This window comes from Actinomycetospora lemnae (genome assembly GCF_028737315.1).
Taxonomy (GTDB): Bacteria; Actinomycetota; Actinomycetes; order Mycobacteriales; family Pseudonocardiaceae; genus Actinomycetospora; species Actinomycetospora lemnae.
Genome location: NZ_JAQZAO010000014.1, coordinates 129,936 through 140,552, shown reverse-complemented (window position 1 = coordinate 140,552; position 10,617 = coordinate 129,936). Strand labels below are relative to the sequence as shown.

At 76.0% G+C, this 10,617-nt stretch carries 15 protein-coding genes; 10 read left to right on the top strand and 5 right to left on the bottom strand.

From position 1 onward, the window contains the following. Positions 1 to 170: 170 nt before the first annotated feature. Complete coding sequence (locus PGB27_RS25480; RefSeq protein WP_274203243.1) at positions 171 to 968, bottom strand: enoyl-CoA hydratase/isomerase family protein; 798 nt, start codon at positions 966 to 968, stop codon at positions 171 to 173. Between the two features lie 127 nt (positions 969 to 1,095). Between PGB27_RS25480 and PGB27_RS25475 the strand changes: the two genes are divergently transcribed. Further along, positions 1,096 to 1,296 carry a hypothetical protein gene (locus PGB27_RS25475; RefSeq protein WP_274203242.1) on the top strand — a complete coding sequence of 67 codons (201 nt, stop codon included), beginning with the start codon at positions 1,096 to 1,098 and terminating at the stop codon, positions 1,294 to 1,296. After that, entirely contained in the window at positions 1,257 to 1,511 is a 255-nt protein-coding gene (locus PGB27_RS25470) for a hypothetical protein (protein WP_274203241.1), read from the top strand. Before PGB27_RS25475 ends, PGB27_RS25470 begins: the two co-directional genes overlap by 40 nt. Here the strand turns inward: PGB27_RS25470 and PGB27_RS25465 are convergent. After that, positions 1,469 to 2,254: a class I SAM-dependent methyltransferase gene (locus PGB27_RS25465; RefSeq protein ID WP_274203240.1), complete on the bottom strand. Its 786-nt coding sequence runs from the start codon at positions 2,252 to 2,254 to the stop codon at positions 1,469 to 1,471. The genes PGB27_RS25470 and PGB27_RS25465 overlap by 43 nt on opposite strands. 117 nt (positions 2,255 to 2,371) lie before the next feature. On the opposite strand from PGB27_RS25465, the gene PGB27_RS25460 reads away from it, so the two are divergent. From PGB27_RS25460 to PGB27_RS25450, 3 genes are read left to right on the top strand one after another with little or no spacing between them, the layout of a single operon-like run. Next, entirely contained in the window at positions 2,372 to 2,740 is a 369-nt protein-coding gene (locus PGB27_RS25460) for a hypothetical protein (protein WP_274203239.1), read from the top strand. Between the two features lie 35 nt (positions 2,741 to 2,775). Continuing rightward, positions 2,776 to 3,492, top strand: coding sequence for a response regulator transcription factor (locus PGB27_RS25455; protein WP_274203238.1), 717 nt, complete (start codon positions 2,776 to 2,778; stop codon positions 3,490 to 3,492). After that, complete coding sequence (locus tag PGB27_RS25450) at positions 3,489 to 4,814, top strand: sensor histidine kinase (RefSeq protein ID WP_274203237.1); 1,326 nt, start codon at positions 3,489 to 3,491, stop codon at positions 4,812 to 4,814. Before PGB27_RS25455 ends, PGB27_RS25450 begins: the two co-directional genes overlap by 4 nt. On the opposite strand, the gene PGB27_RS25445 is transcribed toward PGB27_RS25450, so the two are convergent. Beyond that, a complete protein-coding gene (locus PGB27_RS25445) occupies positions 4,780 to 5,061 on the bottom strand; it encodes a hypothetical protein (RefSeq protein ID WP_274203236.1) in 282 nt (93 codons plus the stop codon). The two genes, PGB27_RS25450 and PGB27_RS25445, sit on opposite strands and share 35 nt — an antisense overlap. A 115-nt stretch (positions 5,062 to 5,176) precedes the next feature. Between PGB27_RS25445 and PGB27_RS25440 the strand changes: the two genes are divergently transcribed. Continuing rightward, on the top strand, positions 5,177 to 5,359 hold the full coding sequence (locus PGB27_RS25440) for a MerR family DNA-binding transcriptional regulator (protein WP_274203235.1): 183 nt from the start codon (positions 5,177 to 5,179) through the stop codon (positions 5,357 to 5,359). Between the two features lie 26 nt (positions 5,360 to 5,385). Here PGB27_RS25440 and PGB27_RS25435 read toward each other — a convergent pair whose 3' ends face one another. After that, complete coding sequence (locus tag PGB27_RS25435) at positions 5,386 to 6,150, bottom strand: DeoR/GlpR family DNA-binding transcription regulator (RefSeq protein WP_274203234.1); 765 nt, start codon at positions 6,148 to 6,150, stop codon at positions 5,386 to 5,388. A 49-nt stretch (positions 6,151 to 6,199) separates the two neighbouring features. On the opposite strand from PGB27_RS25435, the gene PGB27_RS25430 reads away from it, so the two are divergent. The 4 genes from PGB27_RS25430 to PGB27_RS25415 all read left to right on the top strand — a co-directional run bounded on the left by PGB27_RS25430 (position 6,200) and on the right by PGB27_RS25415 (position 9,820). Next, positions 6,200 to 6,844 (top strand): class II aldolase/adducin family protein, encoded by a 645-nt coding sequence (locus tag PGB27_RS25430; protein WP_274203233.1) that lies wholly within the window; start codon positions 6,200 to 6,202, stop codon positions 6,842 to 6,844. 41 nt (positions 6,845 to 6,885) lie between these two features. Then, complete coding sequence (locus tag PGB27_RS25425) at positions 6,886 to 7,917, top strand: 2-hydroxyacid dehydrogenase (protein WP_274203232.1); 1,032 nt, start codon at positions 6,886 to 6,888, stop codon at positions 7,915 to 7,917. Further along, positions 7,914 to 9,434 (top strand): FGGY-family carbohydrate kinase, encoded by a 1,521-nt coding sequence (locus PGB27_RS25420; RefSeq protein WP_274203231.1) that lies wholly within the window; start codon positions 7,914 to 7,916, stop codon positions 9,432 to 9,434. The genes PGB27_RS25425 and PGB27_RS25420 overlap by 4 nt, the downstream gene beginning before the upstream one ends. A gap of 83 nt (positions 9,435 to 9,517) precedes the next feature. Further along, positions 9,518 to 9,820, top strand: a complete 303-nt coding sequence (locus PGB27_RS25415) for a hypothetical protein (RefSeq protein ID WP_274203230.1) — start codon at positions 9,518 to 9,520, stop codon at positions 9,818 to 9,820. Here the strand turns inward: PGB27_RS25415 and PGB27_RS25410 are convergent. Beyond that, positions 9,804 to 10,532, bottom strand: coding sequence for an HAD family hydrolase (locus PGB27_RS25410; RefSeq protein ID WP_274203229.1), 729 nt, complete (start codon positions 10,530 to 10,532; stop codon positions 9,804 to 9,806). The two genes, PGB27_RS25415 and PGB27_RS25410, sit on opposite strands and share 17 nt — an antisense overlap. Positions 10,533 to 10,617 lie beyond the last annotated feature (85 nt).

Sequence of the window (10,617 nt, the reverse complement as noted above, 5' to 3'; positions counted from 1 at the left end):
ACCGTGCTCATCGACGACACCGTCGCCGCCAGCCTTACCCTCGACCGCACCATCCGCTACCAGCGGACCACCAACCTGTCTCCGATGCGCTGAGACAGACCTGTGCCAGATGTGCTGAGACACCACAAAGTGCTCCGGCACTCCTTTCTGCTCACCTGCGCGGAGCGCACCTAGTGCCCCGTGAACGTCGGCTTCTCCTTGGCGAGGAAGGCCTCGACGGCGTTGCGGTGGTCCTCGGTCGCCGCGAGGCGGGACTGCGCGGCGCCCTCGTGCTCGAGCACGGTCGGCAGTGACGAGACGGTCCCGAGCGCGATGGCGGTCTTGATCTCGGCGTAGGCGCGGGTGGGGCCGGTGGCGAGGCGACGGGCCAGCGCGAGGGCCTTGTCGTCGAGCTCCTCGGCCGCGACGACCTCGCGCACGACGCCCCAGTCGCGGGCCTGCTCGGCGGTGAAGGTGTCGCCGAGCATGAGGAGGTCGGTGGCCCGGGACGCGCCGACGGCGTGGGCGAGGGTCGCCGACAGCCCGGAGTCGCCGCCGAACCCGATGCCGGCGAAGGCCGTCGCGAACCGGACCCCGCTCGCGGCCAGGCGCAGGTCGCAGGCGAGCGCGAAGCCCAGGCCGGCGCCGACGCACGTGCCGCCGATCGCGGCGATCGCGGGCTTGGGCATCGTCGCGAGCGCGGAGGTGATGCGGTTGTAGTGCTCGGGGACGGTGCGCATCGCGTCCGGGTCGCCCGAGCGCAGCACCTCCGCGTGCTCGCCGAGGTCCTGGCCGACGCAGAAGGCGGGGCCCGCGGCGGCGAGGACGACCGCGCGGACGTCCCCGTCCTGGCCGACCTCCTCGAGCGCGTCGCGCAACGCCACCTTGAGCTCGGTGGTGAGCGCGTTGCGGCGATCCGGGCGGTTCATCCGCACGACCGCCACCGCGGCCTGGTCGTCCCGGGTCACCTCGACCGCGTCGCTCGTCATCGACCGGCGCTCCTCTCCTCGGCCGGACCGTCCGGCGCCGGGATCATGCTGCCCGCCCGCCGCGGACGGGGACAGGGGGGCGGGCGCCGGGTGACGCCCGAACCGGACATCGCCGACACTGGCCGACGTGCCCCGACCCTCCCGCCGCGCCGCCCGCGCCACCGGCGGGCTGCTGGCCGTCCAGGTCGTCTTCCAGACCGGCCTGGCCGCCGGGGCGCCGTGGGGACGGTTCGCCCACGGCGGCGCGCACGGGGCCGGCTGCCCACCACCCTCCGGCGGATCAGCGGGGTGGCGGCGGTCGCCTACGCCGCGGGAGCGCTCGCGGTGATCACCGACGCCGGCCAGCCACCCGCCCGACGCGCGGCGCTGACGGGCCTGGCGGCGTTCATGGCCGTCGGCACCGTCCTCAACGGCGTCTCCCGCTCGCCCGGCGAGCGGCTGCTGTGGGCGCCGTACTGCGCGGCGACCGCGGTGCTCGCCTGGCGCGCCCGCCCCGAGGCTCAGGGCACGCGCGCCACGAGCGTGATCACCGGGGGGCGGTAGGGCGCCATCACGGGCCGCACCGCGTCGACGGCCGTGGCCCGCAGCGCCGCGCGCTCGGCGTCGGGCATCGCCGCCAGCCACGCGGCCACGTGCGCCTGGCCGAGCCGGTAGTCGACGAGGTCCTCGGCGCGCTCGACCCCGACGTCGGCGACGTGCTCGGTGACGGCGACGACCGCCAGCCCGGCCTCGTCGGCGGCCCGGGCGGCCGCGGCCACGTCGCCGAGCTGCGGGGACTGGACGGTCGTGAGGTGCGCGTGCCACTCCGGCGGCACCCACCCGGCCTCGACGACGACCGCGTCGATCCGGTCCCGCACCGCGCGGTGGTCGCTCGACGCCGCCGGGAGCGACGCCAGCACCGCCCCGCCGCGGCGCGTGACGCGGGCGAGCTCGCGCAGCGCCGCGGTCGGGTCGTCGACGTGGTTGAGCACGAAGGCGGCGACGGTGTCGTCCACGCACCCGTCCCGTAGCGGCACCGCCTCCAGCGCGCCGGCGACGGCCGGGGGCCGCGCCGCGGCGTCCCAGCCCAGCATCGCGGGCGAGCGGTCCATCGCGACCGGCCGCGCGCCGACCGCCCGCAGCGCCGCCGACGCCAGGCCCGTCCCTGCGCCGGCGTCGAGCACGCGACGGCCCGCGAGCGGGTGCGGCGCAGCCGCCACGAGCTCGGCGGCCAGCGGCCCGTACACCCGCGACGCGCCCGTCGCCCAGCCCCGCGCCGTCGCCGCATAGCGGTCCACGTCGTGCACGACCTCACCGTTCCCTCAGAGACGCCACAGAGCTACGTCACACCCGACCACCAGGGTGATCTCCGTGAGGCGACCGCCCCCGATCGGTCGCCCGGTGATCCTCGAGGAGATCGATCGATGGACTTCCCTCGCCTGCCGGTGCTCGCCGGACCGGTCCTGGCCGGACTGCTCGTCCTCGCCGGCTGCGCCGGGGCGCCCGGCCCGGCGCCGACCGCGTCGCCCGCCCCCGCGGCCGCCACCGCCGCCACCCCCGACACGGCCGCCCCGGCCGGCAACGCCCAGGCGCCCTGCACCGCTCGGCTCCGACCCGGCGCCACCGGCGGGACCCCGCTGACCCTCACGCCCGAGGCGCGCGCCGAGATCGAGCGGCTGCGCGGGCAGCCGGGACCGCAGACCGGGCAGGCCCCCGACCCGGAGCTCGCATCCCGCCTCGCCGACATCAGCGAGCGCGTCGAGCGGGCCGCCCGCCCCTGCGCCGACCGCTGACCGCTGAGCCCGCCGGAGCGGCAGAATCCGCGACCATGACCGAGCCGTCCCCCGACCTCCTGGTCGTCGACGACGACGCCGACGTCCGCGCCTCGCTCGAGCGGGGACTGCGGCTCTCGGGGTTCGCGGTGCGCTCCGCGCAGGACGGTCCCGGCGCGCTGCGGGCGGTGCACGAGCGGGTCCCCGACGCCGTCGTCCTCGACCTCGGGCTGCCCGGGATGGACGGGGTGGCGGTCGTGTCCGCGCTGCGGGCCATGGACCACGACGTCCCCGTGTGCGTGCTCTCCGCGCGCGACACCGTCGATGACCGCGTCGTCGGCCTCGAGGCGGGCGCCGACGACTACATGGTCAAGCCGTTCGCGCTCACCGAGCTGGTGGCGCGGCTGCGGGCCCTGCTGCGGCGCGGGGCCCGGTCCGCGGCGGAGTCGACGGTGGGGCCCGCGCTCGGCGAGGTGCTCACCACCGGGCCGCTGCGCCTCGACCTCGCGCGGCGCACGGTCCACGTGGGCGAGCGGTCGGTGGACCTGACGAAGCGGGAGTACGAGCTGCTCGTCGTCCTCGCCCGCAACGCCGAGGTGGTGCTGACCCGCGAGCGGCTGCTCGAGATGGTCTGGGGCTACGACTTCGCCACCGACACCAACGTCGTCGACGTCTTCGTCGGCTACCTGCGCCGCAAGCTGGAGGCCGACGGCACGCCGCGGCTCGTGCACACCGTGCGCGGGGTCGGCTTCGTGCTGCGGGAGGGCGGGTGAGCGCACCGGTCCGGCGGCGCTCGGCCTCGCTGCGCCTGCGCGTCGCGCTGGCCGCCGCGCTGGCGTCGACGGTGGTGGTGGTGCTCGTCGGCGTGCTGGCGTCGGTGCTGCTGACGCGCGAGCAGACCGAACGCCTGGACCGCAGCCTCGTGCCGGGCTCGCCGGCGGTGCTGGGGTCGTTCGCGTCGACCCGGGCGGACCTCGCGGTGACGCTGCGGGGCCCGGACGGCACGGTGCGGCGGGTCAGCGGGCCCGAGCTGCCGCTCTCGCCGCTCGGCATCCCGACCTCGGTGGACGTCGACGGCGTCGCCTACCGCATCCGCACCGCCCCGGGCCCGTCGCCCGGCGCGCTCGTCACCGTCGGCGCGACCGAGGACGACACGCGGGCGCGGGTGGCGGAGCGCCGGCGGCTGGTCACCGGGCTCGGGGTCGTCGCGGTCGCGCTGGCCGCGGCGCTCGGCTGGGTGTTCGCGGGTCGCGCGGTGCGGCCCCTGCGCCGCCTCACCGACCGGGCCGCGACGCTCGACGGCGCCGTCGAGGCCGACGTGCCCCCGCCCACCGTGCGCGCCGACGGCTCGCGGGAGTCCGAGGAGCTCGCCGAGGCCCTGACCGCCATGCTCGCCCGGCTGCACGCCGAACAGCAGCGCAGCACGGCCTCGCTGCACGCCGCCCGCGACTTCGCCGCGGCCGCCCGCCACGAGCTGCGGACCCCGCTGACCGCGATGCGCACCGACCTCGAGGTCCTGCAGGCCCACCCCGACCTGCCCGAACGCGACGAGGTGCTCGCCGACGTCCTGCGCGCCCAGGCCCGCGTGGAGGCGACGCTGACCGCGCTCGGTCAGCTCGCCGCCGGGGACCTGCCCGATGCCGACGGCGGGGACGTGGTCGGGGTCGCCGACCTGCTGCGCCTCGCCGCCGAGGACGCCCGTCGCGCGCACCCGGGGCTGGAGGTCGTCGTCGAGGAGCCGGCGGGCGCGGTGCGGGGCTCGCTCGAAGGGCTGCGGATGGCGCTGGCGAACGTCGTCGTCAACGCCGTCCGGCACGGGGGCGCGGGGTGCGTGCGGCTCGGGGCCCACGCCGGGGAGGACGGCGGTGTCGTGCTCACCGTCGACGACGACGGCCGGGGGTTGCCCGCCGCCGAGCGGGAGGCGGTGCTCGGGCGCTTCGTGCGCGGCAGCACCGCGGGCGCACCGGGATCGGGGCTGGGCCTGGCGCTCGTCGCGCAGCAGGCCGCGCGCCACGACGGGCAGGTGCACCTGGAGGACGCGCCGGGCGGAGGGCTGCGCGTCAGCCTCGCGATCGGTCCGGATCGAGCTGGGTGACCAGCCGCAGGTCCCAGGCCTCCGGCCAGGGCACGGAGCGCCGGACACGTTCGTAGATCCAGGCGGTGAAGCCCTCGGCGACGAGGGCGCGCGCGAGCTCGACCAGGGGCGCGAGGTCGTCGGACTCGTGCTGCTCGTGGTCGTTGCGGGCGGGCGCGTGCAGCGGTCCGCGGAAGCGGCGGGCGTCGAGCCGGTAGCGCGGTGGCCCGCCCGCCCTCGGTAAAGAGCTGTCGTCGGTGTCGCTCATGTCGCGGACTCTAGCGCCTCCGACGCCATCGGCGACAAGCACGACATCGGAGAAAGCGGTGCCGACGACGTCAGAGACGTCGTTCGGACGACAGCGGCGACATAGGGTGACCGGCATGCCGCCGTCCGAACTGGTGTCGACGCCCGAGGCCGCCAAGGCGCTCGGGGTCAGCCCGCGCACGCTCCAGCGCTACGTCAGGAACGGGCAGGTCACGCCCGAGATCACGCTGCCGTCGGGCCAGTACCGCTGGAACGTCGCCAAGCTGCGCCGGCAGATCGGCATGGCCGACGAGGACTGAGCGTCTTCACAGCTCTTGTGTGAACATCACACGGGAGCCACGGTGACCGCCGTGTGCTCACGGAGCTCCAGCAGGACGTCCTCGGCGACGCCGTCGTCGACGACGAGCGCGTCGAAGTCCGCGACCGGGCGCATCCGGTGCAGCGCCCGCCGCGGCACCTTGCCCGAGTCGACGAGCAGCACGGTCGTCGCCGCCGCGTCGAGCATGGCCCGCTTGACCAGCACGACGTCCTGCTCCTGGTGGTAGGTCATCGCGCCCGTCAGCGCCGAGGTCGAGACGAAGGCCGCGTCGACCGACATCGCCTCCACGGACGCGATGCAGGTGATGCCGCCGAACGAGTCGTGGGTGCGCGAGTAGTCGCCGCCCAGCGCGATCAGCCGCACCTCGGGCGTCTCCCGGAGCCGCTCGAGCGCCGGCAGGTAGTTGGTGACGACAGTGAGCGGCCCGATCTCGGGCAGCAGCTCGACCAGGGCCAGGGTGGTCGAGGAGTCGTCGACCATGATCGACGAGCCCGGCTCGACCATGGGCAGGGCCGCCCGCGCGATCGCCGCCTTCTCCGCGCGCCGCTGCGTGCGCCGGTACTCCGAGTGGGACTCGAACACCGAGGTCGGCTGCGCGGAGACCCCGCCGCGGTACTTCCGGACCAGGCCGCGCCGGACCAGCTCGTCGACGTCACGGTGCACGGTCATCAGGCTCACCCCGGTGAGCTCCACCAGCTCCGCCGCGCTCGCGGAGCCGGCGGCGAGGACGTGCTCCGCGATCCGTTGCTGGCGAAGGGTTTTTCCGATCACACGTCAGATGTTAACTTCACAGCGCGCCCCGGCGAAGAGGAGTGATCCCGTGCTGCTGGAGCAGGAACGCACCGAGCTGGTGAGCTACTGCCGGCGGATGCAGGCCGACGACCTGACCGTCGGTACGTCCGGCAACATCAGCATCCGACGCGGCGACCACGTGGCGATCACGCCCAGTGGCGCCCCCTACGAGGACCTGACGCCCGCCTCGATCTCCGTCATCACCGTCGACGGCGAGCAGGTGGACGGGGATCTCGAGCCGTCGTCCGAGGTCCCGATGCACACCGCGGTGTACCGGCGCACCGACGCCGTCGCCGTGGTCCACACGCACCCGCTCTACGCCAGCACCCTGTCGGTGCTGCTCGACGAGCTCCCGCCGGTGCACTACATGATCGCGCTGCTGGGCGGGCCCGTGCGCGTGGCGCCCTACGCCACCTACGGCAGCGACGAGCTGGCCGAGAACAGCGTCACCGCGATGGAGGGCCGCTTCGGGGCCCTGCTGCAGAACCACGGGGCGACGACGTACGGCGAGAGCCTGGCCAAGGCCTACACCCGCAGCGTCTACCTGGAGTGGGTCTGTCGGATGTACCACCAGGCCCGCCTGGTGGGCGAGCCGCACCTGCTCGCCGAGGACGAGATCGCGCGCGTCGCGGAGAAGCTGGACAGCTACGGCCAGTCCGTCACGTCGCGCTGAGGCGGGCCCGCCGTCCGGGGCCCCGACCGAGGGAGGTCGACATGCACGTGCTGTGCGCCGGGGACGACTTCATCACGCCGACGACGTTCGTCGACGCGCTCCGCCCGGTGCTCGATCCGGGCACGGAGTTCACCACGCACGCCAGCCGGTGGCCCACCGAGCCGTGGAACGCCACCTCGGAGATCGCCGAGGCCGCCGGCGACGAGGACGAGATCGCCGAGGCGGTCCGCGAGGCCGACGTGCTCGTCACGCACCTCGCGCCCGTCACCACGCGGGTGCTGGGCGGCGCGGACCGGCTGCGGCTGGTCGCGACGCCGCGCGGCGGCCCGACGAACGTCGACCTCGAGGCCGCGACGAAGCACGGCGTGGCCGTCGTCAACCTGCCCGGACGCAACGCCCGGGCCGTCGCCGAGTTCACCGTCGGCGTCCTCATCGCGGGCCGCCGCAACATCGCGCGCAGTCACATGCGAATGCGCGACGGCGACTGGACCGGCGACCTCTACCGCTACGACGAGGTGGGCCCGGAGCTCGCCGGGAGCACCGTCGGTCTGGTCGGTCTCGGGCAGGTCGGCTCGCGGGTCGCCGACCTGCTGCGCGCCTTCGGCGTGCACCTGCTCGCCTCCGATCCCTACGTCGACCCGGACGTCGCCGCCGAGCGCGGGGTCGAGCTGGTGGGGCTCGCCGAGCTCGTGGACCGCAGCGACGTCGTCAGCCTCCACGCCCGGCTCACCGACGAGACCCGCGGGATGATCGACGCGGACGTCCTCGGGCGGGTCAAGCCGGGTGCCTACCTGGTCAACACCGCGCGCGGCGAGCTGCTCGACGAGGACGCGCTGGTCGACGCGCTGCGCTCGGGGCGCCTGTCCGGCGCCGCGCTCGACGTCTACGTCACCGAACCGCCACCGCCGGACCACCCGCTGCTGGGGCTGCCGCAGGTCCTCACCGTCTCGCACCTCGCCGGGGCGTCCACCGACGTCGCGCACCGCGCCGCCCGGCGGATGGCTGACGAGGTGCGCCGGTTCGTCGACGGCGAGCCGTTGGCGCACTGCCTGAACCCGGAGGTGCTGCGGTGATCGTCGGGGTGGACGTCGGGACGTCGGTGACGAAGGCCGACGCGTACGACGAGCAGGGACGCAAGCTGGCCTCCGCCGAGCGGGCCTCGCGGCTCGAGCAGTTCCCGGACGGGCGGGTGGAGCAGGACCTCGAGGACGTGGTCGCCTCCGTGGCGGACGTCGTGCGGCGGGTGGTCGCGGAGGCGGGTGACCGGGACGTGCGGGCGCTGGCGCTCACCGGCCAGGGCGACGGCATGTGGCTGCGCGACGAGCAGGGCGCCGCGGTCCGCCCGCCCATCTCGTGGCTCGACGACCGGGGCGCCGACGTCGTGCGCGCCTGGCAGGACGACGGCACGCTCGCCGAGGTCTACCGGCGCACCGGGGCCGGCCTCTTCCCGGGCTGCCACGCCCCGCTACTGGTCGCGCTCGAGCGCGACGAGCCGGAGGCGCTGGAGCGCGCGACCGTCGCGGGCTACTGCGTCGACGCGCTCGTGCAGCGGCTCACCGGCGAGATCACCGTCGACGCCTCGGACGCCTCGCTGCCCTTCCTCGACGTCGTGGAGCGCCGCTACGACGACGCGGCCCTGGCGGCCTGCGGCGTGGCGCAGCACCGCGGGCTGCTGGCCGAGCCGGCGCCGTCGGGTGCGGTGTTCGCCCTCGACCAGCGCGGCGCCGACATCGTCGGGCTGCCGGTCGGCACGCCCGTCACCGGCGGGCCGTTCGACCTCCCCGCCTGCGCGGTCGGGGCCGGGCTGTCCTCCCCGGGCGACGGGCTGGTGATCATCGGGACGACGCTGGCCTGCGAGGTCTTCACCGATCGCGTCGCCCCGGACGACCCCGACGACGCCGCGGGCCCCGAGCCCGCCGGGATGTGGCTGTGCACCCCGCAGGACGGGCTGTGGTTGCGGGCGATGCCGGCCATGGTCGGTACGGCCGGTCTCGACTGGCTGCTCGACTTCCTCGGCGTCGGCATCGACGCGCTCCCCGAGCTGCTCGAGGGCACCGCGCCGGGCGCCGGGGGCGTCTCGGCGCTGCCGTTCCTCGCGGCGTCGGGGGAGCGCGCGCCGTTCGTCGACACGCGGGCCCGGGGCCAGATGGAGGGCATCACGCTCTCGACGAGCCGCGGCGACGTGGTCCGCGCGGTGTGCGAGGGCATCGCCTACACCGCCAAGCACTGCTTCGAGCGCGCCGCGTCGTCGGTGGACCGCGAGGGGACGCTCGTGGCCTGCGGCGGGGGCTCCCGGTCGGGGCCGTGGGCGCAGATCTTCGCCGACGTCCTCGAGCGGCCCCTCGTCGTGCCCGACGACCCCGGGCTCGGCACCCGCGGCGCGGCGATCACCGCGGCCCGCGCGCTGGGCGAGGACGTCGACCCCGCCGCCTGGGCGGCGCCGTCGCGCACCGTCGAGCCGTCCGCGGACGCCCACACCTGCTACGCCGACGGCTACCTGCGCTACCGCGCCCACGTCGACACCGCGCGCAGCTTCTGGGCGCGCCAGGCCCAGGGGTTCCGGCGCGACCCCGCGCCGGCGCGGCCCTGATCCCGAGGCGGACCCGGCGCGACGTCCGCGCGGTGTCGGTGGGTCCCTCTAGCGTCGACCCCGTCCACCGAGAGGGGTTCGCCATGAGCAGTCGTCAGCCGGTGTCGTCGGGGCCGTTCGAGGTCGAGCCGTTCGACCTCGGGCGGCTGCTCGCCGCGGGGGCCACCGGGGACGAGGTCGTGCGGCGCAGCGAGCGCTGGCTGGTCGGCGTCCTCGACGACGCCCGGGTCGAACTCGGCGCGGCCGACCGCGAGGTCGCGGCCCTGGTCGCCGGGGAGGGCTGGTCGGTCGCCCAGGTGGTCGGCGGGTGGGTGCGACGGGCGGGCGGCGCGCCGCCGGGCGGGGTGCGCGAGCTGGTCGCGCCGGGCGTCACGCGCGTGCGCTGATCAGCGCGAGCACGTCGCCGAGCCCGCGCTCGCGCTCCCGCTGCTCGCCGGCCAGCACGAACGCGCGCAGCCCGGCGGCGACGGCGCCCCCGTCGCGGCGGGGGTTGTCGCCGACCATGAGTGTGCGGCGCGGCTCGACGCCGAGGCGCTCGCAGGCGGCGAGGAACAGCTCCGGCGCGGGTTTCTCGCGCCCCTCCTCGCACGAGAGCACCCAGGTGCCGACGAGGTCGTCGAGGCCCGCGGCGCGAGCGTGGCCGCGGATGTCCCAGCCGATGTCGCTGACGACGCCGACGGGGACGCCGCGGCGGGCGAGCGCGCGGAGGAACGAGCCGGTGTCGGTGTAGGGCACCCACGAGTCCTCGGCGACCACCCGCTCGTGCGCGGCGTCCTCGATGCCCGCCAGCCACGGCACGCGCGCGAACCACGTCAGCATCGCGCGGCGGTGGGCCTCGACGTCGAGGTCGCGCCCCTCCTGCGCCGCGATCACCTCGGGCTCCGCGGCCGCCGCGTCGAGCTGGGCGAGCACCGCCGCCGGGTCGTCGAGCGCGCGTCCGGTGTCGGCGGCGACCCGCGCGAGCCAGGTGTCGGTGGGGATCATGCGGAAGAGCGTGTTGCTGAAGTCGCAGAGCACCGCCTCCAGCGGCGGCACCGGCGAGGCCCGGTCGTCGTCGCTGGGGCGGTAGGCGGCGGGGAGGTCGAACAGCGCACGCACGGGTCGATGATCGCGGGTGCGCCGCGTGCTTCCGAGCGAAGGGCCCCATGGTTCGACTAGACCGGCGAGGGGCGCCCTTGCTCGG

Excerpts from the sequence above, each read along its gene's own strand:
- PGB27_RS25440 (WP_274203235.1), top strand. The coding sequence starts at position 5,177 with ATGCCGCCGTCCGAACTGGTGTCGACGCCCGAGGCCGCCAAGGCGCTC.
- PGB27_RS25425 (WP_274203232.1), top strand. The coding sequence starts at position 6,886 with ATGCACGTGCTGTGCGCCGGGGACGACTTCATCACGCCGACGACGTTC.
- PGB27_RS25460 (WP_274203239.1), top strand. The coding sequence starts at position 2,372 with ATGGACTTCCCTCGCCTGCCGGTGCTCGCCGGACCGGTCCTGGCCGGA.
- PGB27_RS25455 (WP_274203238.1), top strand. The coding sequence starts at position 2,776 with ATGACCGAGCCGTCCCCCGACCTCCTGGTCGTCGACGACGACGCCGAC.
- PGB27_RS25445 (WP_274203236.1), bottom strand. The coding sequence starts at position 5,061 with ATGAGCGACACCGACGACAGCTCTTTACCGAGGGCGGGCGGGCCACCG.
- PGB27_RS25480 (WP_274203243.1), bottom strand. The coding sequence starts at position 968 with ATGACGAGCGACGCGGTCGAGGTGACCCGGGACGACCAGGCCGCGGTG.
- PGB27_RS25415 (WP_274203230.1), top strand. The coding sequence starts at position 9,518 with ATGAGCAGTCGTCAGCCGGTGTCGTCGGGGCCGTTCGAGGTCGAGCCG.